Origin of the sequence: Pseudomonas asgharzadehiana (assembly GCF_019139815.1) — a bacterium.
Taxonomy (GTDB): domain Bacteria; phylum Pseudomonadota; class Gammaproteobacteria; order Pseudomonadales; family Pseudomonadaceae; genus Aquipseudomonas; species Aquipseudomonas asgharzadehiana.
This window is the reverse complement of record NZ_CP077079.1, coordinates 5,238,328-5,264,111: the sequence shown is the minus strand read 5'-3', so window position 1 is coordinate 5,264,111 and position 25,784 is coordinate 5,238,328. Positions and strand designations below refer to the sequence as shown.

26 protein-coding genes are annotated in these 25,784 nt (G+C 61.8%); 14 read left to right on the top strand and 12 right to left on the bottom strand.

Annotated elements, in window-relative coordinates; all coding sequences use genetic code 11:
* The first annotated feature begins 91 nt into the window (after positions 1–91).
* The 4 genes from proB (at position 92) to KSS96_RS23900 (ending at position 3,552) form a co-directional block, all read left to right on the top strand.
* Positions 92–1,210, top strand: coding sequence for a glutamate 5-kinase (gene proB, locus KSS96_RS23915; RefSeq protein WP_026067516.1), 1,119 nt, complete (start codon positions 92–94; stop codon positions 1,208–1,210).
* A 16-nt stretch (positions 1,211–1,226) separates the two neighbouring features.
* Complete coding sequence (locus KSS96_RS23910; RefSeq protein ID WP_017531125.1) at positions 1,227–1,691, top strand: CreA family protein; 465 nt, start codon at positions 1,227–1,229, stop codon at positions 1,689–1,691.
* Positions 1,692–1,791: 100 nt separating this feature from the next.
* Positions 1,792–2,274 (top strand): glutathione peroxidase, encoded by a 483-nt coding sequence (locus tag KSS96_RS23905; RefSeq protein ID WP_065876569.1) that lies wholly within the window; start codon positions 1,792–1,794, stop codon positions 2,272–2,274.
* Between the two features lie 174 nt (positions 2,275–2,448).
* On the top strand, positions 2,449–3,552 hold the full coding sequence (locus KSS96_RS23900; protein WP_017531123.1) for an NADH:flavin oxidoreductase: 1,104 nt from the start codon (positions 2,449–2,451) through the stop codon (positions 3,550–3,552).
* A 33-nt stretch (positions 3,553–3,585) separates the two neighbouring features.
* Here KSS96_RS23900 and KSS96_RS23895 read toward each other — a convergent pair whose 3' ends face one another.
* Together KSS96_RS23895 and cysZ are read right to left on the bottom strand one after the other, a co-directional pair.
* Positions 3,586–4,764: a glycosyltransferase family 4 protein gene (locus KSS96_RS23895; RefSeq protein WP_017531122.1), complete on the bottom strand. Its 1,179-nt coding sequence runs from the start codon at positions 4,762–4,764 to the stop codon at positions 3,586–3,588.
* A 54-nt stretch (positions 4,765–4,818) separates the two neighbouring features.
* Entirely contained in the window at positions 4,819–5,583 is a 765-nt protein-coding gene (gene cysZ, locus KSS96_RS23890) for a sulfate transporter CysZ (RefSeq protein WP_017531121.1), read from the bottom strand.
* A 281-nt stretch (positions 5,584–5,864) separates the two neighbouring features.
* Between cysZ and trxB the strand changes: the two genes are divergently transcribed.
* On the top strand, positions 5,865–6,827 hold the full coding sequence (trxB, locus tag KSS96_RS23885; protein ID WP_017531119.1) for a thioredoxin-disulfide reductase: 963 nt from the start codon (positions 5,865–5,867) through the stop codon (positions 6,825–6,827).
* A 158-nt stretch (positions 6,828–6,985) separates the two neighbouring features.
* Here the strand turns inward: trxB and KSS96_RS23880 are convergent, their stop codons facing one another.
* Genes KSS96_RS23880 through KSS96_RS23855 form a run of 6 tightly spaced genes read right to left on the bottom strand, consistent with a single transcriptional unit; the run spans position 6,986 to position 9,916 of the window.
* A complete protein-coding gene (locus KSS96_RS23880; protein ID WP_017531118.1) occupies positions 6,986–7,327 on the bottom strand; it encodes a HopJ type III effector protein in 342 nt (113 codons plus the stop codon).
* Entirely contained in the window at positions 7,320–7,616 is a 297-nt protein-coding gene (locus KSS96_RS23875) for a DUF1244 domain-containing protein (protein WP_017531117.1), read from the bottom strand. The genes KSS96_RS23880 and KSS96_RS23875 overlap by 8 nt, the downstream gene beginning before the upstream one ends.
* Before the next feature lie 16 nt (positions 7,617–7,632).
* A complete protein-coding gene (gene folX, locus KSS96_RS23870; protein WP_217855368.1) occupies positions 7,633–8,004 on the bottom strand; it encodes a dihydroneopterin triphosphate 2'-epimerase in 372 nt (123 codons plus the stop codon).
* Between the two features lie 2 nt (positions 8,005–8,006).
* Positions 8,007–8,567, bottom strand: a complete 561-nt coding sequence (gene folE, locus KSS96_RS23865; RefSeq protein ID WP_065876568.1) for a GTP cyclohydrolase I FolE — start codon at positions 8,565–8,567, stop codon at positions 8,007–8,009.
* Between the two features lie 20 nt (positions 8,568–8,587).
* Positions 8,588–9,298, bottom strand: a complete 711-nt coding sequence (gene folM, locus KSS96_RS23860; protein WP_065876567.1) for a dihydromonapterin reductase — start codon at positions 9,296–9,298, stop codon at positions 8,588–8,590.
* 57 nt (positions 9,299–9,355) lie between these two features.
* Positions 9,356–9,916, bottom strand: a complete 561-nt coding sequence (locus KSS96_RS23855; RefSeq protein WP_017531114.1) for a putative antibiotic biosynthesis monooxygenase — start codon at positions 9,914–9,916, stop codon at positions 9,356–9,358.
* A gap of 227 nt (positions 9,917–10,143) precedes the next feature.
* Here KSS96_RS23855 and KSS96_RS23850 point away from each other — a divergent pair, with 227 nt between their 5' ends.
* Positions 10,144–11,103: a MerR family transcriptional regulator gene (locus KSS96_RS23850; protein WP_217855367.1), complete on the top strand. Its 960-nt coding sequence runs from the start codon at positions 10,144–10,146 to the stop codon at positions 11,101–11,103.
* A 2-nt stretch (positions 11,104–11,105) separates the two neighbouring features.
* Here the strand turns inward: KSS96_RS23850 and KSS96_RS23845 are convergent, their stop codons facing one another.
* Together KSS96_RS23845 and KSS96_RS23840 are read right to left on the bottom strand one after the other, a co-directional pair.
* The gene (locus KSS96_RS23845; protein ID WP_068937468.1) at positions 11,106–11,711 is read right to left on the bottom strand and encodes a hypothetical protein; all 606 of its coding nucleotides are present in this window, start codon (positions 11,709–11,711) and stop codon (positions 11,106–11,108) included.
* 59 nt (positions 11,712–11,770) lie between these two features.
* The gene (locus KSS96_RS23840; RefSeq protein WP_217856504.1) at positions 11,771–12,238 is read right to left on the bottom strand and encodes a PAS domain-containing protein; all 468 of its coding nucleotides are present in this window, start codon (positions 12,236–12,238) and stop codon (positions 11,771–11,773) included.
* A 128-nt stretch (positions 12,239–12,366) separates the two neighbouring features.
* Here KSS96_RS23840 and KSS96_RS23835 point away from each other — a divergent pair, with 128 nt between their 5' ends.
* The 7 genes from KSS96_RS23835 (at position 12,367) to KSS96_RS23805 (ending at position 22,083) form a co-directional block, all read left to right on the top strand.
* A complete protein-coding gene (locus KSS96_RS23835) occupies positions 12,367–12,822 on the top strand; it encodes a flavodoxin (protein ID WP_017531110.1) in 456 nt (151 codons plus the stop codon).
* 200 nt (positions 12,823–13,022) lie between these two features.
* A complete protein-coding gene (locus KSS96_RS23830; protein WP_017531109.1) occupies positions 13,023–13,805 on the top strand; it encodes a class II aldolase/adducin family protein in 783 nt (260 codons plus the stop codon).
* Positions 13,805–14,707 (top strand): alpha/beta fold hydrolase, encoded by a 903-nt coding sequence (locus KSS96_RS23825; RefSeq protein WP_065876564.1) that lies wholly within the window; start codon positions 13,805–13,807, stop codon positions 14,705–14,707. Before KSS96_RS23830 ends, KSS96_RS23825 begins: the two co-directional genes overlap by 1 nt.
* Positions 14,708–14,825: 118 nt before the next feature.
* On the top strand, positions 14,826–15,737 hold the full coding sequence (locus tag KSS96_RS23820; protein ID WP_065876563.1) for an SDR family oxidoreductase: 912 nt from the start codon (positions 14,826–14,828) through the stop codon (positions 15,735–15,737).
* A gap of 484 nt (positions 15,738–16,221) precedes the next feature.
* Positions 16,222–18,012, top strand: a complete 1,791-nt coding sequence (locus KSS96_RS23815; protein ID WP_065876562.1) for a DUF1302 domain-containing protein — start codon at positions 16,222–16,224, stop codon at positions 18,010–18,012.
* A gap of 26 nt (positions 18,013–18,038) precedes the next feature.
* Positions 18,039–19,397 (top strand): DUF1329 domain-containing protein, encoded by a 1,359-nt coding sequence (locus tag KSS96_RS23810; RefSeq protein WP_217855365.1) that lies wholly within the window; start codon positions 18,039–18,041, stop codon positions 19,395–19,397.
* A gap of 184 nt (positions 19,398–19,581) precedes the next feature.
* Positions 19,582–22,083, top strand: a complete 2,502-nt coding sequence (locus KSS96_RS23805) for a LuxR C-terminal-related transcriptional regulator (RefSeq protein ID WP_217855363.1) — start codon at positions 19,582–19,584, stop codon at positions 22,081–22,083.
* Here KSS96_RS23805 and KSS96_RS23800 read toward each other — a convergent pair.
* On the bottom strand, positions 22,080–22,952 hold the full coding sequence (locus KSS96_RS23800; protein WP_017531103.1) for a helix-turn-helix domain-containing protein: 873 nt from the start codon (positions 22,950–22,952) through the stop codon (positions 22,080–22,082). The genes KSS96_RS23805 and KSS96_RS23800 overlap by 4 nt on opposite strands.
* Positions 22,953–23,090: 138 nt before the next feature.
* Here KSS96_RS23800 and KSS96_RS23795 point away from each other — a divergent pair, with 138 nt between their 5' ends.
* Positions 23,091–23,993, top strand: a complete 903-nt coding sequence (locus KSS96_RS23795) for a DMT family transporter (RefSeq protein WP_017531102.1) — start codon at positions 23,091–23,093, stop codon at positions 23,991–23,993.
* Positions 23,994–24,100: 107 nt separating this feature from the next.
* On the opposite strand, the gene norR is transcribed toward KSS96_RS23795, so the two are convergent.
* A complete protein-coding gene (norR, locus tag KSS96_RS23790; RefSeq protein ID WP_017531101.1) occupies positions 24,101–25,642 on the bottom strand; it encodes a nitric oxide reductase transcriptional regulator NorR in 1,542 nt (513 codons plus the stop codon).
* Positions 25,643–25,784: the final 142 nt, after the last annotated feature.

Genomic DNA, 25,784 nt, shown 5'->3' with positions numbered 1-25,784 from the left:
GAGCGGCGTTTTGGTATCTGGGTATACGTAGTCACTAATAACGTTATGGGGCGCGCTGGGTCGCGCGGCCCTCACTCTAAGGTTGAAGATGATGCGGAGCAAAGTGACAGGTGCGCAGCGCTGGGTCGTAAAGATCGGCAGTGCATTGCTGACGGCAGATGGCAAGGGCCTGGATCGGGCAGCCATGAGCGTCTGGGTTGAACAGATGGTGGCCTTGCATGAAGCGGGCGTGGAGTTGGTGCTGGTGTCGTCCGGAGCGGTTGCCGCCGGGATGAGCCGCCTCGGCTGGACCGCGCGACCCAGCGCGATGCACGAACTGCAAGCCGCCGCCGCCATCGGCCAGATGGGCCTGGTGCAAGCCTGGGAATCGAGCTTCGCCGAGCACGGCCGCCACACGGCGCAGATCCTGCTGACTCACGACGACCTGTCCGACCGCAAGCGCTACCTCAACGCCCGCAGCACCTTGCGCGCGTTGGTGGAGCTCAAGGTGATCCCGGTGATCAACGAGAACGACACGGTGGTCACCGACGAAATCCGCTTCGGCGACAACGACACCCTGGCCGCCCTGGTGGCCAACCTGGTGGAAGCCGACCTGCTGGTGATCCTCACCGACCGCGACGGCATGTACGACGCCGACCCGCGCAACAACCCCGATGCCCAGCTTATCTATGAAGCGCGTGCCGATGACCCGGCGCTGGACGCCGTGGCCGGCAGCGTCGGCGGTGCCCTGGGCCGTGGCGGCATGCAGACCAAGCTGCGCGCCGCGCGCCTGGCCGCGCGTTCCGGTGCCCACACCATCATCGTCGGTGGCCGCCTGGCGCGCGTACTGGACCGTCTCAAGGCCGGTGAGCGCATTGGCACGCTGCTGTCACCGGAGCGCGGCATGCTGGCGGCGCGCAAGCAGTGGCTGGCCGGGCATCTGCAGACCCGTGGCACCCTGGTGCTGGACGATGGTGCGGTCTCGGCACTTTCCCAGGGCAACAAAAGCCTGCTGCCGGTGGGCGTCAAGCTGGTGCAGGGCAGCTTCCGCCGTGGCGAAATGGTGGTGTGTGTCGCGCCGGACGGTCGCGAGATCGCCCGTGGCCTGGCCAACTACAGCGCCCTGGAAGCGCAGAAAATTATTGGGCAATCGTCTGACGCCATTGTCGGGCTTTTGGGGTATATGGCCGAACCGGAACTGGTTCACCGCGACAACCTGATCCTGGTTTAACCATAGGAAGTACACGATGCGCGTGATGAAGGGATTACTCGGCCTGCTGTTGGCCATGCCGCTGCTGGCCTCGGCCGAAGAGATTGGCCAGGTGTCGACGGTGTTCAAGTTTGTCGGCCCCAATGACCGGATCGTCGTTGAAGCCTTTGACGACCCCAAGGTCGAAGGCGTGACGTGCTACCTGTCGCGCGCCAAGACCGGCGGGGTCAAAGGCGGCCTGGGCCTGGCCGAAGACCGTGCCGAAGCCTCGATCGCCTGCCGTCAGGTGGGGCCGATCCGCTTCAAGGGCGAACTCAAGGACGGCGACGAAGTGTTCAAAGAGCGCACCTCGCTGGTGTTCAAGACCATGCAAGTGGTGCGTTTCCTCGACAAGAAGCGCAACACCCTGGTGTACCTGGTCTACAGCGATCGCCTCATCGAAGGCAGCCCGCAGAACGCCGTCACCGCGATTCCGATTTTGCCGTGGGCGACCGCTCAGTAACCCGCAGGCGAGTTTTGTAATCGGCGTCTATGATTGCAGGCTTGCGGGTTGTAATCTCGAATCACTGCAATGCAAAGACCTGGAATATCTGGAGTTCGTCATGAGTGCTTTCCACGACCTTAAACTCAAAGCTTTAGACGGACAGGAACTGCCGCTGGCGCCCTTCAAGGGGCAAGTCGTGCTGGTGGTCAATGTGGCGTCCAAGTGTGGCTTGACCCCGCAATATGCGGCGTTGGAAAACCTCTATCAGCAATACAAGGACCAGGGGTTTACCGTGCTGGGCCTTCCCTGCAACCAATTTGCAGGCCAGGAGCCGGGTACCGAGCAAGAGATTCAGGCGTTCTGCAGCCGGAACTACGGCGTGACCTTCCCCCTGGGCAGCAAACTCGACGTCAACGGCCCTGATCGTCACCAACTGTACCGCTTGCTGGCAGGCGAGGGCGCCGAGTTTCCAGGGGATATCACCTGGAACTTCGAGAAATTCCTGCTCGGCAAAGACGGTCGCGTACTCGCGCGTTTCTCGCCACGCACGGCGCCGGATGATCCCACAGTCATCCAGGCCATCGAAAAAGCCCTGATCTGACCCTTCCCACTGGGCTTTTGGGGTGAGCGGGCTTGCCCGCGTTGGGCTGCGCAGCAGCCCCGTCTAACCTTTGCCGCTTTTACCCTTTAATCACCCAGATCAATAGTGCTACTCAGCACCGGGCACGGCCCATATTATCCGCGTCATAAACCTCGTCTTTCGTGGAGTGCCCGCATGCCTGTCCAAGCCCTGTTCAAACCCTTCCAGCTCGGTGCACTGCAGCTGTCGACCCGTGTGGTCATGGCGCCGATGACGCGCTCGTTTTCTCCTGGCGGCGTTCCCAATTCCAACGTCATCGAGTACTACCGTCGCCGCGCGGCGGCCGGCGTAGGCCTGATCATCACCGAAGGCACCGTGGTCGGTCACCAGGCCTCCAATGGGTACCCGAATGTGCCGCATTTTTACGGCGAGGCTGCGTTGGCCGGTTGGAAGAAGGTGGTGGATGCCGTCCACGCCGAGGGTGGCAAGATCGTCCCGCAACTCTGGCACGTGGGCAGCGTGCGGCGTATCGGCACCGAGCCGGATGCCAGCGTGCCGGCTTATGGCCCGATGGAAAAACTCAAAGATGGCACGGTGGTCGTCCACGGCATGAGCGCCCAGGACATCAAGGACGTGATCAATGCCTTCGCTCAAGCCGCCAAGGATGCACAAAGCATCGGCATGGACGGTGTAGAGATCCACGGCGCCCACGGCTATCTGGTGGACCAGTTCTTCTGGGAAGGCAGCAACCAGCGTACCGACGAATATGGCGGCAGCCTGGCCAACCGTTCGCGGTTTGCCATCGAATTGATCCAGGCCACGCGCGCAGCCGTCGGCCCGGACTTCCCTATCATCTTCCGTTTCTCCCAGTGGAAGCAGCAGGATTACACCGCACGCCTGGTGCAAACCCCTGAAGCGCTGGGTGAGTTCCTGAAGCCGTTGTCCGACGCGGGCGTGGATATTTTCCACTGCTCCACCCGCCGTTTTTGGGAGCCGGAATTCGAAGGCTCCGACCTCAACCTGGCCGGCTGGACCCGCCAACTCACCGGCAAACCGACCATTACGGTGGGTAGCGTCGGCCTGGATGGCGAATTCCTGCAGTTCATGGTCAACACCGACAAAGTTGCGCAGCCAGCCAGCCTGGAGAAACTGCTGGAGCGCCTGAACAACGATGAGTTCGATCTGGTTGCCGTGGGCCGTGCGCTGCTGGTTGATCCGGAGTGGGCGGTGAAGGTACGGGAAGGTCGCGAGGGCGATATTCTGCCGTTCAGTCGTGAGGCGTTGACGACCCTGGTCTAAGCGGCGCCAGCGATCTGACAAGCCTCACGCGTGTCAGATCAGGCGCGAGGCCCCCGCAAGCGCAGGCTGCTCGCCGCACGCCCCACGCAGTTGCTGTTCGAACTGCTCGATAATCGCCGGCCAGCCCTGGCGGCTGGCGTGTTGGCGTGCATTCAGGCGCGCCCTGCGCAACGTTTCCCGTTCTTCCAGCAGCCAAATGGCCGCATCGCAAAACGCATCCTCATCCCCCGGCATCGCCAGCACACCGTTGTAGCCATGGCGGATGTGCTGGGTGGCGGCCGCCTGGTCATAAGCCACTACGCCCAACCCTGAAGCCATTGCTTCCAACACCACATTGCCAAAGGTTTCGGTCAGGCTGGGGAACAGGAACAGATCCCCAGAGGCGTAATGCCTTGCCAGTTCCTCGCCGCGCTGGGTCCCGCAAAACACCGCGTCGGGCAGCTCGCGCTCCAGCAACAGGCGTTGCGGGCCGTCGCCGACGATGATCAGCCGCATCCGGCGCTGTGGGTACGTTGCCCGCAAGGCATCGAAACAGCGTTTGAGTAACCCGAGGTTTTTCTCCTGGGCCAGGCGCCCAACGTGCAGCACGGCAATATCGTCGTTTGCCAAGCCCCAGCCCTCACGCAGTGCGTTGTCGCGCTTGATCGGGTGGAACAGTTGGCTGTCGACCCCACGCGACAACATCCCCAGGCGTTCGAAATGCCGACGCTCCAGTTCCAGGCGCTGGCTGGCGCTGGGCACCAGGGTCAGGGTGGAGCGGTTATGAAACCAGCGCAGGTACTGCGTGACCATGCGGCTCAACAGGCTCAAACCGTACTGGTTCGAGTACTGCTGGAAGTTGGTGTGAAAACCGCTGACCACGCTGATCCCCAAGCGCCGCGCCGCCCGCAAGGCCGACAGCCCCAGCGGCCCCTCGGTGGCGATATACAGCACGTCCGGGCGCTGCCGTGTCCAGCGTCGCAGCAGCTTGTGCATCGAAGATTGACCCCATTGCAGGCCTGGGTAACCGGGCAACGGCCAGCCACGGCACAACAACAATTGGTCGTCGCTGGGGCGGCTTTGGTCGGCGCCCTGGCGTGGGCGTACCAGTTCGACTTGATGGCCACGCGCACGTAGCCCTTCGCACAGGCGGCCAAGGGTATTGGCCACTCCGTTGATCTCTGGCGGGAAGGTTTCGGTAATCAGGGTGATATGAAGCAAAGCAGTCGTCATGACCCACAGTGTCCCTGTGGGCCATGTCGCCATTGTGTCGTGCAGATGATGGATTTATGACGGGGTCACTTTCGCCACGGCCATCGCCTCGGCACCCTGCTCGCGCACCCAGAACAACGTCGCCCCGGCCACCGCCGCCGGCATCATCAGCAGGTTGAGCACCGGCACCAGCAGCACCAGGTAGACGATTCCGCCGAAGCTCATGCTCTGCCAGCGTTTCTGGCGCAGCCAGGCGAGCATTTCGTTCCAGCCCAGCTTGTGGTTGTCGGCCGGGTAGTCGATGTATTGGATCGCCATCATCCACACGCCGAACAACAGCCACAACGGCGCGGCGATCAGGTTGACCACCGGGATAAACGACAGGATAAACAGGCCGATGGCCCGCGGCAGGAAATAACCCAACTTGCGCATTTCACGGGCCAGGGTGCGCGGCACCATGGCGATCAGCTCGCCCCAACTAAAGGCCGGGAAGTCATCGGTGCCACGCACCACCACTTCGACCTTTTCCGAGAGAAAGCCATTGAACGGTGCCGCGATGATATTGGCGAGCATGGTGAAGGTGAAAAACACCATCAGCACCACCAGCACCACAAACAACGGCCAGAGCAGGTAATTCAAAAAGCTCAGCCAACTCGGCAGGGTCGGCATCAAATGGTCAACCCAGAGGCTGAACTGATGACCGGCGAAATAAATCAGGCCGACGAACAGCACGAGATTGATCACCAGCGGTAGCAGCACAAACAGGCGCAAGCCAGGGCTCAGCACCAGTTTGAGGCCTTCACGCAGGTATTGCGGGCCGGAAAGAGCAGGGGCAGGCATGGAAAACTCCGAGCATAGGGACGAACGCGCCGACCTTACCGGCTTTGTATTCCGGGCGAAAGCGGCGACATCAGCGGTAACAAACCTGTCGATTGACCGAGCCGACTGCATAGAGACCACCTATGAGCTGGATTGTTATTCCGTATTTCCTTAATCTTGCCCCCCTCTATACGCTGCACCCATTATTTTCAGGATCTGCGAGTTCAAGCCTTCCCCAAGTGCTTCGCGGTCCTTTTTTATTCCAGCCGTCTTGTAGTCCGGGCGGTCGATAGGAGCGAGTCATGTCTGATACCCGTCATTCGCGAGTGATTATTCTGGGTTCCGGCCCTGCCGGTTACAGCGCTGCCGTCTATGCTGCCCGGGCCAACCTCAAGCCGCTGCTGATCACCGGCATGCAGGCGGGCGGTCAGTTGACCACCACCACCGAAGTCGACAACTGGCCTGGGGATGTCCACGGCCTGACCGGCCCGGCGCTGATGGAACGCATGAAAGAGCACGCCGAGCGCTTTGAAACCGAGATCGTGTTTGATCACATCAACAAGGTCGACTTCTCCAAGAAGCCTTACAGCCTGACCGGCGACAGCGGCGTGTACACCTGTGACGCGCTGATCATCGCCACCGGCGCCAGCGCCCGCTACCTTGGCCTGCCGTCGGAAGAGGCGTTCATGGGCAAGGGCGTTTCGGCCTGCGCCACCTGCGACGGGTTCTTCTACCGCAACAAGCCGGTCGCCGTGGTCGGTGGCGGCAACACTGCCGTGGAAGAGGCGCTGTACCTGGCCAACATCGCCAGCACCGTGACTCTGGTTCACCGCCGCGAAACGTTCCGCGCCGAGAAGATCCTGATCGACAAGCTGCACGCCCGTGTCGCTGAAGGCAAGATCATCCTCAAGCTCAATGCCACCCTGGACGAAGTCCTGGGCGACAACATGGGCGTGACCGGTGCCCGCCTGAAGAACAACGACGGCAGCTTCGACGAGCTGAAAGTCGACGGTGTGTTCATCGCTATCGGCCACACCCCGAACACTTCGCTGTTCGAAGGTGTGCTGGAAGCCAAGGATGGTTACCTGGTGGTGCAGGGCGGCCGTGAAGGCAATGCCACCGCGACGAACATCGAAGGTATCTTTGCTGCGGGTGACGTGGCTGACCACGTGTACCGCCAGGCCATCACCTCGGCCGGCGCCGGTTGCATGGCGGCTCTGGATGCCGAGCGGTACCTCGATGGGTTGAAGGACGCTTCGTTCTAACCAACGCCGCAAAAAAACAAATGTGGGAGGGGCGGTGCGACGATTCGACTTGCTCCCGATAACAGGGTGTCAGTCACCGGATTTTTGGCTGATTCACCGCTATCGGGAGCAAGTCGAATCGTCGCACCGCCCCTCCCACATTTTGGTTTGCGTCTGGCTTAGGGTTTGCGGATCAGAGGCTGTGCGGTGAATTTGACACCGGCCAGGCCATGCTCGATCAGCGCCCGAATATTGCCGTGATCGCTGCCCTCAGGCGTAGCCACCACCGAACGGTAATGCTCCCCAAACGCCAGCAACGCCTCCTGGTCACTCAACCCTTCCAGCAGCGCCAAACCCAGGGTCTTGCACGAACCTTCGTTCTGCCCGGCGGCGTTTTCCACGCCGCCGTTGGTGAAGGCTTGCGGCTGGTAGTCGTAGCCGGCAGCGACAAAGGCCAAGGTGTCGGCAAACGCGTGTTCGCCACTGTTGAGGCTTGCGCGCAGGGTGTTCAAATCAGTCATGGGTTTTTCCTTTGACGAACGCCGCGTGTTGCTCGGCGCTGGCTTCTTTCTGGTAGTGGGCTTTCCACTCGGCGTACGGCATGCCGTACACCACTTCACGGGCGTCATCGAGGCTGACGTCGATCTGGCGCTCATCGGCCTCGGCCTTGTACCACTTGGATAAGCAGTTGCGGCAGAAACCGGCGAGGTTCATCAGGTCTATGTTCTGCACATCCTTGCGGCTGTCCAGGTGCGCCACCAGCCTGCGGAAGGCTGCGGCTTCGAGTTCGAGGCGTTGTTGGTCGTTCATAAGGCTCACTTAACTATCAGCGGCTGGCCGCCAGAGTGATCGAAACCGACTCGGCAAAACGCAGCGCATGGGGCTTGTCCACTTCGACTTCGGCGTACAGGACCGATTCATTGCTTATCACCAGGTCCAGCAACTCCTGGGTCAGGCGCTCGAGCAGGGCAAAACGGTTGCCCTCCACGTGGGCGATGATTGCCTTGGTGATGGTGCGGTAGTTCAGGGCATGGTCGATGTCGTTGTCGCGCACGGCTTCCTGGGCGGCATACAGGATGGTCAGGTTGATCAGCACATCCTGCTTGTTGAGGATCTCGTCCTCATTGATGCCGATATAGGTGCGCAGGCACAGGTCCTTGACCCGGATGCGCGCCATGCCTGGTTGAAGTTGTGGCATTGCTACTTGCTCCGTCCAATCAGTTGCAGGAACTCCATGCGCGTGGTGTTCGACTCGCGGAAGGCGCCGAGCATCACCGAGGTGTTCATGGTTGAATTCTGTTTTTCCACACCGCGCATCATCATGCACATGTGCTTAGCCTCGATCACCACCGCCACACCGGCGGCCTGGGTCACGTCCTGGATGGCGTCGGCGATTTGCCGCGTGAGGTTTTCCTGGATCTGCAGGCGCCGGGCGAACATGTCGACGATGCGCGCCAGCTTTGACAGGCCCAGCACCTTGCCGGTTGGAATATAGGCCACGTGAGCCTTGCCGATAAAGGGCAGCAGGTGGTGTTCGCACAGCGAGTACAACTCGATGTCCTTGAGAATCACCATCTCGTCGTTGTCGGAGGCGAACAGTGCGCCGTTGACGATGGTTTCCAGGTTCTGCTCATAACCATGACACAGGTATTGCATGGCCTTGGCGGCGCGTTTGGGCGTATCGAGCAGGCCTTCGCGCTCCGGGTCTTCACCCAAGCCCTTGAGAATCTCACGGTAATGGTGGGGCAGGGATAAAGTCATACAACATCCTCACAAACGGCTTACTTGATATGCCGCCCGCCGTTGACGGTCAGGGTGGTACCGGTGACATAGGGATTGTCCAGCAGGTAACGCACGCTCTGGTAGATCACCTCGGGGCCGGGCTCGATGCCCAATGCCGACTTGGCCAGGACCTTGGCGCGGTAGGCCGCGTCGTCGTCCGCGTTGAACATCACCATCGCCGGGGCGATGCCGTTGACCTTGATCTGCGGCGCAAACTGCGCGGCAAATGACAGTGTCAGGCTGTTGAGCCCCGCCTTGGTGGCGCAATAGGCGATGTGCTGACGGCTGCCCTTGCGCACCACATCGTCGCTGATATGCACGATATCGGCAGGTGATGAGCGTTGCAGCAACGGTGAACAATGCAGGTTGATCAGGTAGGGCGCAAGCATGTGTACGCTGAACATGTCGCTGAACGCGCGACTTTCATCGCCTGGCGTTTCCGCGACCCAGGCCGAAGCGTTGTGGATGATCGCACGCAGGCTCTGGGTATGGGTGTTCAGTTCAGCAATAAACGCCAGGATCCCGGCCTCGCTGGAGAAATCGGCAAACACGCCGATCGCACCCCGTTCGCGCAGGGCCTGCACGCCGGGGCGTTCGCTGCGGTAGCTGAAAATCACCGACTGGCCCTCGTCCAGCAGGCGCTGGGCGCAATGTTGGCCGACGCGCTGGCCGGCGCCGGTGATCAGGATCGGGGCGTTCGTTGCAGTCATGGGAGGCTCGCGTCGCTGGCAGGCGCAAATCATACCAGCGACGGGCCGCCCCTGTACTCACGCCGCCGCTTCGGTGGCCTTGCGCGGTGCCGGCGCGGGATGCAGCCAGTTCGAAAGCAGGTGGGTCGACAGCGGAATGAACAGGTAAACCATCAGCGGTGTGAGCGCCAGCGTGCTGACCAGTACGCGCGGCAGCAGGGCCAATTCGTTGAGCAATGGCCCCAGTACAAAGTTGAACAGCAGCGACACCGGGAAAAACGCCAGCCAGATCGCCACGGCCTGCTTCCAGCGCGGCGGCCTTGAACCCACCGCACCGAACCAGCCATCGATGCCGCGCACGCGGTGCTCGGAGGGGTCGGCAAACAGCTCGCTGCCACGGCTCAGCCAGGCGCCGCGGGACGCGGAAAACTCCCAGGCGTGCAGGGTCTTTTCGTCGGCGAAGCGGAAAATGATCTGGAACTCATCATCGTTGGGCGGTGGCGCGAGCACGCCTGAACCCAGGTAACCGGGGAAGTCCGTAGCCAGTTGCTCGCCTTCGCGCAGCCAGGCCATCAGTTCTTCGTAACGACCTTTGGCGACGCGGCGCGCAACCATCAAGGTGACGGGAGAAGTAGACATTGTGTATCTCCAAGTATTCGGGTGCGTTCAACCGGGTAGGTGGTGCACGGACGACGCTGCGGGGTGGTGCCGCGTCGTTGCTCTTTTCACCAGAGCAGACAGGCAAGAATTATTCCTGTTTTAGCGCAATAAATCAGCGACATTGGTCCGAAAAGCGCAGAACTTGAAAAAGACAGGTGTAAAGGCGTTAAATAAGCGCCCAATATCCGTCGGTGTTTTGCTCTCAAATGCCCGTGATTACTGCTCACATTGATAGGCTTTCGCATCTGGAACCGGTCGACGCCGACGCGTTGTTTCCAATCCGTGAAGTCTCGAGATTGACAGGCGTCAACCCGGTCACCCTGCGTGCCTGGGAGCGCCGTTATGGCCTGATCCAGCCCCTGCGCACCGAAAGCGGGCACCGTCTCTACTCCCAAGCCGATATCGTGACCGTCAATCGTATTCTCGATTGGATTGAGCGCGGGGTGGCGGTCAGCAAAGTGGGCAAAATTCTTGCCCGCGACGATCAACAGGCCGAAACGGTTCGCGCTCAGCGGGGCGCCGTCGAAGAGTGCGAGTGGTCGCAGTGGCGGGCCCGCCTGCGGCAGGCCGTCAGTGCCTTTGATGATCGTCAACTGGAATGCCTGTATGGCCAGATCTGCGCGACATACCCCCTCAGCGTGGCATTCCAGGACATCCTGATGCCCCTCTGGAATGAACTGTTGCGTCATCAAGGCCGTTTCGGCCAGGCCAGTGAATGGCTGTTTTACGACTCTTTCCTGCGTATCCATACCTTTGAGCGCTTGCACCTGGCGAGCGCGTCGCCTGCACCTCGGGTATTGCTGGCGGCGATGCCCGGCGAGTGCCGTAAATTGGAGTTGCTGGTGGCGGCAATGCTGATGAGCCGGGAAGACCTGGCCGTGAAGGTGCTGGGCATGGGCCAGCCATTTGATGAGTTGACGCTGGTGTGTGAGAAGGCTCGTCCGAAGGCGCTGGTGATGTTCTCCAACTATTCACATAACCACGAACTGGTCGGGCGCCTGAACCGTCTGGCGCAGACCCTGGACTGCCCGCTGTTCATCGCCGGGGCCGCTTCGGACCTGGCGGAACACGACCTCGCGGGGTCTTCCGTCGGTTGCCTGGGCAGTGAAGGGCGCTTGATGCAGCGCCGCTTGCAGCAGTTTCTCCGTGGCAGCCTGGATACCTGAGGTCAGGCGTGCACGTGCGGGTGCATCAGGCGATGTTGATGCAGGATGAACTGGCGCAGGCGCTCGGTTTCGCCCCCATCAGTCTGGCTCAAGCGGTAGGCAAACAGGCCACGGGCGGTTTCCCGCTCCAGCGTGCCACGCAACGCGATGCGTTCGTAGCCGGACGGGCTGAACCATAGTGAAAAGGTCCTGGGTGGTTTGATCCGGCCGCGAATTTCCACCAGCACGCCCTTGAACGACACTTCATGCACCCAAAGCGCGCCAGGAGTACCCCTGACGTTCTCCAATGCCACCGGTTCCTCAAGTGCCATGCGCCACGGCCGGATCATCGGCCCGTCTTCGAAAATGCTCGGTACCCCCAAGCGCAGATGCACCGCATTGAACTCATCTTCGACCAGATGCAGAGGGAAGGTCAGTTGCTGGTTGTCGAACTGCGCCTGGATGGTGACCTGGTCGTGGGCCGCCAGCCGGGTGAGCAAGTCGCGAATCTGTGCGCCTCCATTGACGGTCAGGCTCGACGAAGCCTCATGCAGGTTCAGTTGCGGGTTGTGCTGCATGCTCTGGATGAAATCCAGTTCGTCTTGGGTCAAGAGTGCGTTGCGTGGCATCGCGGTTGCTCAATAGAAGGGCATTAAAGTGCCATTATCCTACCGAATGGCTGCGGATTCTAAATTTTGTTAGATCCGCTCGTCGCCTTGAGCGCGGCCAGCTCGGCCTTGACCCCCGCCAGTTCGCTTTCCAACTGGGTAACACGCTGCTGGGCCTTGACCTGGAGCGTGACGTCCTTTTGTACGCCGACAAAATAGGTTTGTTTATCGGCCTCGTTATACACCGTTGAAAGTGACAGCTCATTCCAGAAATGGCTGCCGTCCTTGCGGTAATTACGCAGGATCTCCCGGCACGCACCGCCGTCTTCCAAGGCATCTCGAATCGCCATCAGGGCCGGCTGATCGCGGTCGCCCGATTGCAGGAAGCGGCAATCCTGATAGAGGATTTCATCCAGCGTGTAGCCCGTCAGCCGTTCGAAGGCCGGGTTAACGTAGATCAGCGGCTTGTCCTTGCCTTCGCGTTCGGCGACCACGATGCCGTCGTTGGAAGCGTTGACGATCATTTGCATCAGCTTGGCGTTGATCATTAGGCGATCCATGGCTTAGTCAGGAGTGAGACAGTTTATGGCAACTTCACAATCTTGCATGGCGTGCCGCGAAATTTTTGCACCGCTGTTAATATCCCAGCCTTTCGCTCAACTACAGGATCAGATTGATGAAAGTCGCCATCCTTTCCGGCTCGGTGTACGGCACGGCTGAAGAAGTCGCCCGCCACGCCGCAGGCATCCTCAATAACGCCGGTTTTGAAGTCTTGCACAACCCGCGCGCTACCCTGGCCGAGGTGCAGGCCTTTGCCCCGCAGGCCTTCCTTGCAGTGACGTCGACCACCGGCATGGGCGAATTGCCCGACAACCTGCAACCGCTGTACTCGACCATTCGCGATCAGTTGCCCGCCGCCTGGCGTGGCCTGCCCGGCGCGGTGATCGGCCTGGGCGATGCGAGCTACGGCGATACCTTCTGTGGCGGCGGCGAACAGATGCGCGAGTTGTTCGGTGAGTTGGGTGTACATGAAGTGCTGCCGATGTTGCGCCTGGACGCCAGCGAAAGCGTCACCCCGGAAGCCGACGCCGAGCCTTGGCTGGCCGAATTGGTTAGCGCACTGCGCAATTGAACGGGCTTTGCCGACGGTGCGCGGCAGTTTTATTGACGGCGTCTCTTTGACGCCGTTTAAACAAAATTAAACTATCCTCACAGCTGACTCGCTCGGTCATCAAGCTGGCTGCGAAGGCAACTCCTTCGGCCAGGGCGTCTGACTAGACTGGCCCATCACTTAAAAAAACAATAAGAACGTGCGCCAAGGAGGTCATTGCCGTGAGCCTAGCCCCGGTTGTATCGCCGCAGAATGTCAAAGACCAGGTCAGCGCTGCCGAATGGCAAACCCGTGTCGACCTGGCGGCCTGCTACCGCCTGGTGGCGCTGCATGGCTGGGATGATTTGATCTTCACCCATATCTCGGCCAAGGTGCCGGGCACCGATGATTTCCTGATCAACCCCTACGGGCTGATGTTCCACGAGATCACCGCGTCGAGCCTGGTCAAAGTCGACCAGGCCGGCAACAAGCTGATGGACAGCCCCTACGAGATCAACCCGGCGGGCTACACCATCCACAGCGCCATCCATGAAGTGCGTCACGACGTGACCTGCGTGCTGCACACCCACACCGCCGCCGGTGTTGCGGTGGCCGCGCAAAAGCAAGGTGTGTTGCCGATCAGCCAGCAATCGATCTTCGTGCTGTCGAGCCTGGCCTATCACGCCTATGAGGGTGTGGCGCTGAATCACGAAGAGAAGGCGCGCCTGCAAGCCGACCTGGGCGACAAGCATTTCCTGATGCTGCACAACCATGGGCTGCTGACCTGCGCCAACACCATCGCCGACACCTTCCTGATGATGTTTACCTTCCAGCGTGCCTGCGATATCCAGGTGCTGGCGCAAAACGGCGGCGCGGAACTGATCGCCATCGGCCCGCAGATTCTGGCGGGCGCCAAGGCCATGGTGGCGGCGGTCACCAAGAGTGCTCAAGGTATGGGGGGCGCGCTGGCCTGGCCGGCGTTGCTACGTAAATTGGATGCTCAAGACCCTGGGTATAGAAGCTGATGCCACTCGCCGAGATCCCCCTCAGAGCCTGGCGCAAGCGCAGCCAGAGTTTCGATTTTCGCGGCCACACCCTCCGCTATTGGGTGGCGGGGCAGGGCGAACCCTTGCTGTTGATCCATGGCTTCCCCACGGCCAGTTGGGACTGGCATTACCTGTGGCAGCCCCTGACCCAGCACAACCTGGTCATTGCGTGTGACATGCTCGGCTTCGGCGATTCGGCCAAGCCGCTCGATCACGGCTACTGCCTGTTGGAGCAGGCGGATGTGCAACAAGCCCTGCTCGAACACCTGCGGGTTGAGCAGCCGGTGCATGTGCTGGCCCATGACTACGGGGACAGCGTCGCCCAGGAACTGTTGGCTCGCCATTCCGAGGGCCGGTTCCGGATGGCCAGTTGCGTGTTTCTCAACGGCGGGTTGTTCCCGGAAACCCATCGCCCGGCGTTGGTACAAAAGCTCTTGCTCAGCCCATTGGGCTGGATGATCGGTCGAGCCTTCGGGCGCAATGCCCTGGCGAACAGCTTCAACGAGATTTTCGGCCCCGATACCCGCCCCAGCGAAAGCGCCCTGGACGACTTCTGGAGCCTGATCGACGGCAATGACGGCACGCGCATCCTGCACAAATTGATTGCCTACATCCCTCAGCGTCGGCGCCTGCGTGAGCGCTGGGTTACGGCGATGCAGCAGGGTGAGGTGCCGCTGAAGCTGATCAACGGCGAGCTCGACCCCATCTCCGGTGTTCATATGCTGGAGCGTTACCACCAGTTGGTGCCCCACGCCGACACGGTGTTGCTCGCCAATATCGGCCACTACCCGCAGATCGAGGCGCCGGTGCAGGTGCTCAAGCACTACCTGGCGTTTCGTGAGCGCATCCGGCAGGTTGAGTCGCGAGTGGCTTATTCCTGAGCCGCAGGATCATCCCCCAGCCTTATCGAGCACCATTCAGCCCTGGCCGTTTTTATTGTGACCAGAGACGCTGTGCCTGACACTCCACCCATTGCCATTGTCGCCATTGGAGTTCGGTATGAGTGAGTCAGTGCAGTTCCAGGATAAGGTCGTGATCGTCACCGGTGCCGGCGGCGGCTTGGGCCGGGCCCATGCGCTGTTGTTCGCCAGGCACGGGGCCAAGGTACTGGTCAACGATCTGGGTGGTTCTACCCAGGGCGAAGGCGCCAATGCGTCGGCGGCTGATCGGGTGGTGGCGGAAATCCGCGCGGCGGGCGGTATCGCCGAGGCCAACCATGACTCTGTCACCGACGGTGACAAGATCGTGCAGCACGCACTGGACGCCTTCGGCCGCATCGATGTGGTGGTCAACAATGCCGGCATCCTGCGCGATAAAACCTTCCACAAAATGGACGACGCCGACTGGGACCTGGTTTACCGCGTGCATGTCGAAGGCGCCTACAAAGTCACCCGCGCCGCCTGGCCCCATCTGCGTGAGCAAGGGTATGGCCGGGTGATCTTCACCGCGTCCACTTCGGGCATCTACGGCAACTTTGGCCAGTCCAACTACGGCATGGCCAAGCTTGGCCTGTATGGCCTGACCCGCACCCTGGCGCTGGAAGGGCGCAAGAACAATATCCTGGTCAATGCCATCGCCCCCACCGGCGGCACGCGCATGACCGAAGGCCTGATCCCGCCGCAGGTATTCGAGCGCCTCAAGCCGGAGCTGGTCAGCCCGCTGGTGGTGTACCTGGGCAGCGAGGCGTGCCAGGAAACCTCGGGTCTATTCGAAGTGGGCGGCGGCTGGGTTGGCAAGACCCGCTGGGAGCGCAGCCTGGGTGTGGGTTTTGACCCCGAGGCCGGTTTTTCGCCCGATGACGTGGCGGCGCACTGGCAGCAGATCTGCGATTTCGAAGGCGCAGCCCATCCTCAAGACAACATCGAGGCGTTGAAGGAGATGATGGCCAACCTGCAGAAATACAGCCTGTGATCGTTGCTTGAATACCCTTGAATATGACGGGGCGCCATGGGCGCCCCGTTTTTATTCCAGGCATAAAAAAGGCCGCTGCAAACGCAGCGGCCGAAGTAAGACGTTGGATCAAGGAGCGACAAATCAACGTCAGTGAACACCGGTAACAGATTGAAAACAGGCACCAATCCATTTGAACATGGCTTTTCTTCCGGTGGCGGAAGCGGGCGGTTTGCCCTGAAAGCCCGGCAAGAATAGCCGTTGGTAACACAATGAGTAATAGCGCTTCGGAACAAGGACTGTTACCGATACGGCAACAGTTGCCCTGGGCGCCATCCATTCCCCTGATAAGCCACCATCCACCCGATCCATGCCGTCGCCAAGACCCCAGCCAGAGCGCCCGGTAATCCTTTTGAGCGACAACGCGAATCCCTCCTTGGTGCGCTTATCGCTCCCGATGCGCGGCAGTAGGGTGGAGCCTTCTGTCACTCACCGGGGAAGACGCATGACAAAAACAACAATGCGCGCCATCTTCACGCCACAGGCGCTGGCCGCTGCGGTTGCCTTGGGTTGCTGTGCCCAGGCTCAGGCTGTTTCGTTCAATATTGGCGAGATCGAAGGGCAATTCGATTCGTCGTTGTCGGTGGGTGCGAGTTGGGGCATGCGCGATGCCGACAAGAGCCTGGTCGGCACCGTCAACGGCGGTACGGGGCAAGCGTCCACCGGGGATGACGGGCGGCTCAATTTCAAGAAGGGCGAAACCTTCTCCAAGATCTTCAAGGGCCTGCACGACCTTGAGCTCAAATACGGCGACACCGGTGTGTTCGTCCGTGGCAAGTACTGGTACGACTTTGAACTCAAGGACGAAGACCGCGAGTTCAAACAGATCAGCGACCACAACCGCAAGGAAGGCGCCAAGTCCAGCGGCGCGCAGATCCTCGATGCGTTCGTCTACCACAACTACTCCCTGGGCGACCTGCCGGGCACCGTGCGCGCCGGTAAGCAAGTGGTCAGTTGGGGCGAAAGTACCTTCATCGGCAACTCCATCAACAGCATCAACCCCATTGACGTGTCGGCCTTCCGTCGGCCCGGTGCCGAGATCAAGGAAGGCCTGATCCCGGTGAACATGCTATTCGCGTCCCAGAGCCTGACCAGCCAGCTGACCGTGGAGGGTTTCTACCAGTTGGAGTGGGACCAGACCGTGCTGGATAACTGCGGCACGTTCTTCGGTGGGGATGTGGCGGCGGATGGTTGCACGGGTAATTACACGGTGGGCAGCCCGGCGATTGCACCGTTGCAACCCGTGGCCGCGCGCTTTGGCCAAGGCTTTGGGGTAACCAATGAAGGGGTGATCGTACGCCGCGCCGGCGACCGTGATGCTCGCGATTCCGGTCAATTTGGCGCCGCCCTGCGGTGGTTGGGGGACGACACCGAGTATGGTTTGTACTTTATGAACTACCACAGCCGGACGCCGACTGTGGGGACAATTACCAACAACTCCAACGCGACGACGATGGACGCCATCCGCGACCTTTCCAACCTGTTGCGGCCGAATACGGGAGATAGCCTGGTCACCAGCACGATGCTCGGCCGTGGCCAGTACTACCTTGAATATCCGGAAGATATCCGCCTGTTTGGGGCCAGTTTCTCCACCACCCTGCCCACCGGCACTGCGTGGACCGGTGAGATCAGCTATCGCCCGAATGCCCCGGTGCAGTTGAATACCACCGACCTGACCCTGGCCCTGATCAACCCGACGTCCGGTCAACTCGCGTCGCCCATCCGCAGCAATTTCGGCAGCGACAACAAAGGCTATCGCCGCAAGGAAATCACCCAGATCCAAAGCTCCCTGACTCAGTTCTTCGACCAGGTGCTGGGCGCCGAACGCCTGACCCTGGTAGGCGAGGCGGCCGTCGTGCACGTGGCGGGCCTGGAGGACAAATCCAAACTGCGTTACGGCCGTGATTCGGTGTACGGCGCCTATGGTTTCCAGGGCGACACCGACGGTTTCGTCACTTCCACCTCGTGGGGCTACCGCGCGCGGGCGATCCTGGACTACAACAATGCGATTGCCGGGGTGAACCTCAAGCCCAACCTGTCCTGGTCCCATGACGTGGCCGGTTACGGTCCCAACGGTCTGTTCAATAAAGGCGCCAAGGCCATCAGCGTCGGCGTGGATGCGGACTACCGCAGCACCTACACCGCCAGCCTCAGCTACACCGATTTCTTCGGTGGCGACTACAACACCCTGACCGACCGTGACTTCCTCGCCCTCAGCTTCGGCGTGAACTTCTGATCTGGCTTAAAGAAGGACAAGAACCTATGCGTAAGACAATTGCAGTATTGGCCCTGAGTCTGTTGGCCGCCCACGTGATGGCGGCGGTGTCGCCGGAAGAAGCCGCCAAGCTGGGCACCATCCTGACCCCGGTCGGTGCCGAAAAGGCCGGCAACGCCGACGGCTCGATCCCGGCCTGGACCGGCGGCATCCCGAAAAACGCCGGCGCGGTGGACAGCAAAGGTTTCCTTGCCGACCCATTCGCCAGCGAAAAACCGCTGTTCGTGATCACCGCCGCCACCGTCGACAAGTACAAAGACAAGCTCTCCGACGGCCAGGTGGCGATGTTCAAGCGCTACCCCGAGACCTACAAGATCCCGGTGTACCCCAGCCACCGTACGGTCAACCTGCCGGCGGATATCTACGAGTCGATCAAGCGCAGCGCGCTGAACGTCAAGGCGATCAATGACGGTAACGGCCTGGAAAACTTCACCGGCAACCGTTACTACGCATTCCCGATTCCGAAGAACGGCGTGGAGGTGCTGTGGAACCACATCACCCGTTACCACGGCGGTAACTTGCGCCGCATCATCACCCAGGCCACCCCGCAGACCAACGGCAGCTACACGCCGATCCGCTTCGAAGAAGAAGTGGCGGTGCCGCAAGCGATCCCGGATATCGATCAGGCCAAGGCGGCCAACGTGCTCAGCTATTTCAAGCAATCGGTCACCGCCCCTGCGCGCCTGGCGGGCAACGTGCTGTTGGTGCATGAAACCCTCGACCAAGTGAAGGAGCCACGCCTGGCCTGGATCTACAACGCTGGCCAACGCCGCGTGCGACGCGCGCCGCAAGTGTCCTACGACGGCCCGGGCACCGCCTCCGACGGCCTGCGCACCACCGACAACTTCGACATGTTCTCCGGCGCGCCCGACCGCTATGACTGGAAGCTGGTGGGCAAAAAAGAGATGTACATCCCCTACAACAGCTACAAGCTCGACTCGCCCTCGCTCAAGTACGACGACATCATCAAGGCCGGGCACATCAACCAGGACCTGACCCGCTACGAACTGCACCGGGTGTGGGAAGTGGTCGGTACGGTCAAGCCCAGCGAGCGGCATATCTATGCCAAGCGCCACATGTACATCGACGAAGACAGCTGGCAAGTCGCGCTGGTGGATCACTACGACGGCCGCGGCCAACTGTGGCGGGTTGCCGAAGGCCATGCGCAGTTCTACTACGACCACCAGGTGCCGGCCTACACGGTGGAAACCCTGTATGACCTGATCGCCGGGCGCTACATCGCGCTGGGCATGAAAAACGAGGAGAAAAGCAGCTTCGTGTTCGGCTTCGCGGCCAAGGCGGCGGACTACACCCCGGCAGCCTTGCGGGCTGAGGGCGTGCGCTGATCCCGGATCGAAGTGGAGGCAAAATCTGGGAGGGGGCTTGCTGCCCCCTCCCACACTGGTTTTATACACATGGGGTTCTATGCATGGCCCTCAATCACCCCGCTGAATACTTCTTCAACAACCGCCCGCCTCAGGACTAGGGTACGCATCACGTTGCATAACAATAAAAACGCAGGATGCAGCAATGACTGCCATGACACGCTGCCTGGACCGTCCTGGATTCATGCCTCGGCTGTCCGCCCATCATCTGCTGCGCCCGCGCCTGGCCGAGCCGTTGCTGGCGGCGCAGGTACGGGTCAAGTTGTTGTGCGCGCCCGGCGGCAGCGGCAAGAGTGCCTTGCTCGCTGAATGCGCATTGCAGGCGCCGACGGGTTGTCAGGTGTATTGGCTGCCCCTCAATGGCGTGGCCCTCAGCCCGCTCGACCTGTGTCGGCACCTGGCGCAGAACCTGGGCCTGGCGTTTACCGATGAAGCCACCTTGCTGCTGGACCTCAGCCGTTGGCAGACCCCTGCCTGGCTGTTCCTCGATGATTTTTGCCGCTTGCCCGCTCCTGCCACCGACGCCTTGCTCGATCGCCTACTCATTGCCAGCAGCCCGGCGCTGACCTGGTGGCTGGGCGCGCGACGGCGGCCGGCGTGTAACTGGCCGCGGCTGCTGCTCGACGATGAGCTGCTCGAATGTGGCGCCGAACTGGCGTTCAACCCGGCGGAAATCCAGCAACTGCTCAGCCATGCGCCGGGGCAGACTCTGCACAGTGTGTTGCAGTTCAGCGCCGGCTGGTGCGCCGGGGTGCGCATCGCCTTGCTGGGCGACGGCCATCCCGACAAAACCCTGCTCGATTACCTGCAACATGAACTCTTCAGCACCCTGCCGCCCGAACTGACGGAGGCCTGGCAGGTGCTGGCCCATCTGCCGCGTTTCAACATTGGCCTGTGCGAGCATCTGTTCGGCGCCGGTGATGGCGACCAGTATCTGCGCGATCTACAGGCCCTCGGTGCATTTATCCAGCCGTGGGAAGACAGCGACTGGCTGCAGGTTTTTCCGCCGCTGGCGCAGTTGATGCGCAACGCACCCTGGCCGGCCAAGCGCTCGTGGCACCGGCGCGCCTGCCAATGGTTCTGCGCCGAACAGGACTGGCAGGCCGCCTTCGAGCAGGCGCTGTTGGCCGAAGAATATGAAGTGGCGGTGAGCCTGTTGCAGCACTTCAGTTTCGAGGACCTGTTCCGCCAGCAAAACGCCGCGCTGCTGTTGCGTCTGCATGAACAGCACGGCGATGAATTGATGCTCGGTTCGGCGCAACTGGTGGGCCTGCTGACGGCGGCGCTGCTGTTCGCCGGGCGCTTCGATCAGGCGGCGGTGTGCATCGATCAGCTCGCGCGGTTTGCCCCGCAATCCACGGCGCCCCGCCAGCGACATTTGCTGGCGCGCTGGCAGGCGCAGTGGGGCTGGCTGTTGCACCTGGGCGGCGATGCCGAGGGTTCTCGCGGGCATTTTCTGGAAGCCCTGCAAGCCTTGCCCGACAGCGCCTGGACCTCGCGCCTGATGTGCCTGTCGGGGCTGACCCAGCAAGCCTTGCTGCGCGGTGAACTGGACGTGGCCCAGGGCCTGAACCGCGAGGCGTTGTGCCTGGCTCGCGCCCATGGCTCATTGTTGCTGGAGGCGCTGCTCGAGCTGGATCACGCCCAGTTGCTGGAACAGCGCGGCGCGCCTTACCGTGCGCAAAGCCTGCTGGAAGGGGTGCAGGCGATGTTGCTTAAACAGCGGCTCAGCGCGGGCCCGTTGGTTGGGCGTATCGCTCTGCGCCGTGGGCATCTGGCCCTGCGCCAGGGGCAGGATAGCCTGGCGGTGGAGTGTTTCGAGAGCGGCATGAAGATGTGCCTGCACAGCCAGGACAAACGCGTGCTCTACGGGTTTCTCGGCCTGGCGCTGGTGGCTGCCAATCGTGGCGATTACGCCCAGGCATTTTTCCAGTTGCGCGAGGCCGAGCGCCTGATGCAGCAACGCCAGGTGCCGGACACGGTGTACCGCGCCGTACTGTTGTTGGTCAGTGGGCACTTCTGGTTGCAGCAGGGCCGCGCCGAACTGACCGTGGAAGCGATGCGTCGCGTATTGCGCCACTTCCGTGGGCCCCAGGCCAAACAAGCGCCGCCGGCCACCCTGGAATTGATCCCGCGCCTCGAATACCTGCTGGTGTTGGCGGAGGTGAAGCTCGGTTGCGCCGAGCAACCGGTGGCGCGGCTCAGTGCCTTGCTGCAGGCGACTCATCAGCGCGGCATGCTCTGCCTGGAAACCGAACTGCACCTGGTGCTTGGGGAAGTCGCCTGGCACGTCGGCGAGCCCGCGTTGGCGCGTCGCTCGCTGCAAAACGGCTTGGAGTTGGCCGAGCGTTGCCAGGTGCAACAAGCGATCCGCGAGCTGCGACTACGCTCGCCGGGGTTGTTGAGTGAACTGGGGATGGAACCCCGCGCATGCACTTCGGGGGCAGTGGAAAACCCCTTGAGCCAGCGTGAGTTGGAGGTGTTGCAGTTGATCGCGTTGGGCAGTTCCAACCTGGAAATCGCCGACCGGCTGTTTATTTCCCTGCACACCGTCAAGACCCACGCGCGGCGTATCCACAGCAAGCTCGGGGTGGAGCGACGCACCCAAGCGGTGGCCAAGGCCAAGACGCTGGGCTTGATGGTTTAAATGAAGGCCTGGCGGTAATCGCCAGGCGCCGCGCCCATGGCCTGGCGGAAGCGATGGGTGAAGTGGCTGGCGCTGGAAAACCCGCACAGCAAGGCAATTTCACCCAGGGCCAGGGCGCCGCTGCGCAGCAGGTGTTGCGCGCGGCTGAGCCGGCGCGCCAGCAGGTACTGGTGGGGCGGCAGGCCGAAGCTTTGGCGGAACATCCGCGCGAAGTGGTAGTGCGACAGCGCACACAGCCCGGCCAGTTGCCCGAGGCTGAGCGGCTCTTCCAGGTGTTGCTCGATGTAGTCCACCAATAGCCGTCGCTGGTATGCCGCCAAGCCACCTTTGAGGCGCAGGCCTTCGCGGCTGCCGACTTGGCTGAGCAAGGTGTGGCTGAGCATTTCATGGGCCAGGCTGCTGGTCAGCAAGCGTTCGGCGGGCTCGGCCCAGTTGAGGGCGATGAGCTGGTGGAAGCGCCGGGCCTGGCGGGCGTCTTCCAGGAAGGTGCTTTCGCGCAGCTCCAGCGCGCGCGGTTCGCGGTCGAGCAGGGTGACGCAACCCAGGGCAAATTGCTCCGCGCTGAAATACACATGGGCCAGGCGGATCTCACCGTTGATTACCCACGCCGACTGGTGCTCGGCCGGCAGGATGCACAACTTGTCGGGCCCACCCTTGGTGCCCGGTTGGTCACGCCGAAACGTGCCGGTGCCGCCGCCGATGTAACAGGACAAAGTGTGATGGCTGGGCGCCTGGTAATCCTGGGCGTCGTGGTGGTTGCTCCACAAGGCTGCGGACAAGCCGTCACCGAGCTCGGCGCAGGCTTCAAGGCGTGCGTTGGGCGAGCGGTTAAGGGCTTGAAAGACTTGCAGGGATTCCAGGTCTGGCATGGTGAGTGTTCTCCGACGCTTTGCATCCTACTCCGCGAAGCCTGCGCTGTGATCCGGGCGCCCGACAAAAGCGCAAGATTGTGCAAGAACGGTGTACGGGTTCAAGGCGACACTGTGGCTCAACCGATGGAGCCCGCTATGAACCTTTCTTTGTATCTACTCACCGTGCTGATCTGGGGTACCACCTGGATCGCGCTCAAATGGCAGTTGGGCGTGGTGGCGATTCCGGTGTCCATCGTCTATCGCTTCGGCCTCGCGGCGCTGGTGCTGTTTGTGTTGTTGCTGCTCAGCCGCAAGTTGCAGGTGATGAACCGACGAGGGCACCTGATCTGCCTGGCCCAGGGCCTGTGCCTGTTCTGCATCAACTTCATGTGCTTCCTGACCGCCAGCCAATGGATCCCCAGCGGCCTGGTGGCGGTGGTGTTTTCCACGGCCACGTTGTGGAACGCCCTCAACGCCCGTGTGTTCTTCGGCCAGCGCGTGGCGCGCAATGTATTGATGGGCGGCGGTCTCGGCCTGGCGGGCCTGGGTTTGCTGTTCTGGCCGGAACTGGTGGGGCATACCGCCAGCCCTCAGACCTTGCTCGGCCTCGGCTTGGCGTTGCTGGGGACGATGTGCTTCTCGGCGGGCAATATGTTGTCGAGCCTGCAACAGAAGGCCGGGCTCAAGCCGTTGACGACCAATGCCTGGGGCATGGCCTATGGCGCCGCGATGCTGGCGACCTATTGCGCGGTAAGCGGGATCCCGTTTGAGATGGACTGGAGCGCACGCTATATCGGTGCCTTGTGGTACCTGGTGATTCCCGGGTCGGTGATCGGCTTTACCGCCTACCTCACGTTGGTGGGGCGCATGGGGCCGGAGCGGGCGGCGTATTGCACGGTGCTGTTTCCGGTGGTGGCGCTGAATGTGTCGGCGTTTGTCGAGGGCTACCAGTGGACCGCGCCGGCGTTGGCGGGGTTGGTGCTGGTGATGGTGGGGAATGTGTTGGTGTTTCGTAAGCCGAAGTCTGCCAGCCCGGCCTTCCAGGCGAAGACCGTCTAATGTGAGAGGGGACTTGCCCCCGATGGCAGTGTGTCAGCCAGACCGCTATCGGGGGCAAGCCCTCTCCCACATTTCCTGCATTTCATACATTTGATCCAGTTGTGTGGTTATTTGAGGCCAAGGCGCTTGGCCATGCGGCCCAGGTTGGCGCGGTCCAGGCCCAGTTCGCGGGCGGCGCCGGCCCAGTTGTGCTGGTGGCGTTCGAGGCAGGCGTTGATCACCTGGCGCTGGTAGTGCTCGGTGGCCTGGCGCAGATCGCCGGTTATCGGCGCCACTGGGCTGGGCGCGTCAGCGACCGGTGCGCCGACATCAGGCAAGTCCAGGTCCTGGGCGCTCAGGCTGAGAATCTTCGGACGTTCGCGACAGTTGCCCAGGGCTTTCAACGCGCTGCGTCCGATCAGATGCTCCAGTTCGCGCACATTGCCTGGCCAGTTATAGGCCAACAGTGCCGCCTGGGCGTCGCTGCCCAGGCGCAGGCTGCCCAGGCCCATGCGTGAGCGGTTCTGCTCCAGGAAGAAACCCGCCAGCAGCAATACATCACGTCCGCGCTCGCGCAGCGCGGGCACTTGCAACGGGTACACGCTGAGGCGGTGGTAGAAATCGGCGCGGTAGCGGCCGTTGCGCACTTCATCGGCGAGGTCGCGGTTGGTGGCGGCGATCAGCCGCACATCCACCTGGTGCTCCTTGTCCGACCCCAGGCGCTGCAACTGGCCGCTTTGCAGTACCCGCAGCAGCTTGGCTTGCACGGCCAGCGACAGTTCGCCCACTTCATCCAGGAACAACGTGCCGCCATTGGCCAGTTCGAACTTGCCCCGGCGCTCGTTCAACGCGCCGGTAAAGGCGCCGCGGACGTGGCCGAACAGCTCGCTTTCCACCAGGGTTTCCGGCAGGGCTGCGCAGTTGAGGCTGATCAGCGGTTTGTCCGCACGGGTTGATGCCGCGTGAATGGCCTGGGCCACGAGCTCCTTGCCCACTCCGGTTTCGCCGGTGATCAGCACGGTCAGGTCGCTGCCGCCCACCAGTTTGATTTCCTCGACCAGGCGTTTATGAGCCTTGCTTTGGCCGATCATCTCGTTGTGTTGCTGGCCGCTGGCCTGACGGTAGATCTCGGCGCGCTGGTGTTCGTCTTCGGCACGCAGGGCCAGGCGTTCGATGCGTTCGGCGACGTTGACGGTGGCGGCGGCGAGGCTGGCGAAGGCTTGCAGGGCGTCGAGCTCAACCCGTTCGAAACGTTCGGTGTCGAGGGCGTCCAGGGTCAGCAGGCCCCAGGGGTGGTCGTCGACAAACAACGGGCAGCCCATGCAGTCGTGGACTTCAAGGTGCCCGTGCAGGCCATCGACCAGGCCGTCGTAAGGGTCGGGCAGTTCGCTGTCGCTGTCGAAACGTGTCGGGCCGGGGCTGCTCAGCAGCACGCCGAAGCGCGGGTGTTCGCTGACCTTGAAGCGCCGGCCGAGGGTGTCGGCGCTCAAGCCGTCCACCGCCAACGGTACCAGCCATTCGCCATCCAGGCGCAGCAAGGCGGCGGCATCGCAGGGCAGCAGGGCGCGCATGGCTTGCAGCAGGCGGCGGTAGCGCTCGCCTTCGGGCAGGTCGCGGGACAGGTCGGCGACCAGGGGCAGCAGGGTGGTGAGCAGCGACTGTGCGGTCATAATGACTCCTTGTAGTCCTTATGACTATAAAGTGTAGGAAGTCATACTGACTACATATAATTTAAGCTATTGAAAAATAACGGTTTATTAGTTGGCATGAATGCTGACTAGGTAAAGGCAGTCAGTAAAGAAGCCCAGGAGG

Coding starts and splice junctions, on each gene's coding strand:
- proB (WP_026067516.1), top strand. CDS start 92: ATGCGGAGCAAAGTGACAGGTGCGCAGCGCTGGGTCGTAAAGATCGGC.
- KSS96_RS23910 (WP_017531125.1), top strand. CDS start 1,227: ATGCGCGTGATGAAGGGATTACTCGGCCTGCTGTTGGCCATGCCGCTG.
- KSS96_RS23905 (WP_065876569.1), top strand. CDS start 1,792: ATGAGTGCTTTCCACGACCTTAAACTCAAAGCTTTAGACGGACAGGAA.
- KSS96_RS23900 (WP_017531123.1), top strand. CDS start 2,449: ATGCCTGTCCAAGCCCTGTTCAAACCCTTCCAGCTCGGTGCACTGCAG.
- KSS96_RS23895 (WP_017531122.1), bottom strand. CDS start 4,764: ATGACGACTGCTTTGCTTCATATCACCCTGATTACCGAAACCTTCCCG.
- cysZ (WP_017531121.1), bottom strand. CDS start 5,583: ATGCCTGCCCCTGCTCTTTCCGGCCCGCAATACCTGCGTGAAGGCCTC.
- trxB (WP_017531119.1), top strand. CDS start 5,865: ATGTCTGATACCCGTCATTCGCGAGTGATTATTCTGGGTTCCGGCCCT.
- KSS96_RS23880 (WP_017531118.1), bottom strand. CDS start 7,327: ATGACTGATTTGAACACCCTGCGCGCAAGCCTCAACAGTGGCGAACAC.
- KSS96_RS23875 (WP_017531117.1), bottom strand. CDS start 7,616: ATGAACGACCAACAACGCCTCGAACTCGAAGCCGCAGCCTTCCGCAGG.
- folX (WP_217855368.1), bottom strand. CDS start 8,004: ATGCCACAACTTCAACCAGGCATGGCGCGCATCCGGGTCAAGGACCTG.
- folE (WP_065876568.1), bottom strand. CDS start 8,567: ATGACTTTATCCCTGCCCCACCATTACCGTGAGATTCTCAAGGGCTTG.
- folM (WP_065876567.1), bottom strand. CDS start 9,298: ATGACTGCAACGAACGCCCCGATCCTGATCACCGGCGCCGGCCAGCGC.
- KSS96_RS23855 (WP_017531114.1), bottom strand. CDS start 9,916: ATGTCTACTTCTCCCGTCACCTTGATGGTTGCGCGCCGCGTCGCCAAA.
- KSS96_RS23850 (WP_217855367.1), top strand. CDS start 10,144: ATGCCCGTGATTACTGCTCACATTGATAGGCTTTCGCATCTGGAACCG.
- KSS96_RS23845 (WP_068937468.1), bottom strand. CDS start 11,711: ATGCCACGCAACGCACTCTTGACCCAAGACGAACTGGATTTCATCCAG.
- KSS96_RS23840 (WP_217856504.1), bottom strand. CDS start 12,238: ATGATCAACGCCAAGCTGATGCAAATGATCGTCAACGCTTCCAACGAC.
- KSS96_RS23835 (WP_017531110.1), top strand. CDS start 12,367: ATGAAAGTCGCCATCCTTTCCGGCTCGGTGTACGGCACGGCTGAAGAA.
- KSS96_RS23825 (WP_065876564.1), top strand. CDS start 13,805: ATGCCACTCGCCGAGATCCCCCTCAGAGCCTGGCGCAAGCGCAGCCAG.
- KSS96_RS23820 (WP_065876563.1), top strand. CDS start 14,826: ATGAGTGAGTCAGTGCAGTTCCAGGATAAGGTCGTGATCGTCACCGGT.
- KSS96_RS23815 (WP_065876562.1), top strand. CDS start 16,222: ATGACAAAAACAACAATGCGCGCCATCTTCACGCCACAGGCGCTGGCC.
- KSS96_RS23810 (WP_217855365.1), top strand. CDS start 18,039: ATGCGTAAGACAATTGCAGTATTGGCCCTGAGTCTGTTGGCCGCCCAC.
- KSS96_RS23805 (WP_217855363.1), top strand. CDS start 19,582: ATGACTGCCATGACACGCTGCCTGGACCGTCCTGGATTCATGCCTCGG.
- KSS96_RS23800 (WP_017531103.1), bottom strand. CDS start 22,952: ATGCCAGACCTGGAATCCCTGCAAGTCTTTCAAGCCCTTAACCGCTCG.
- KSS96_RS23795 (WP_017531102.1), top strand. CDS start 23,091: ATGAACCTTTCTTTGTATCTACTCACCGTGCTGATCTGGGGTACCACC.
- norR (WP_017531101.1), bottom strand. CDS start 25,642: ATGACCGCACAGTCGCTGCTCACCACCCTGCTGCCCCTGGTCGCCGAC.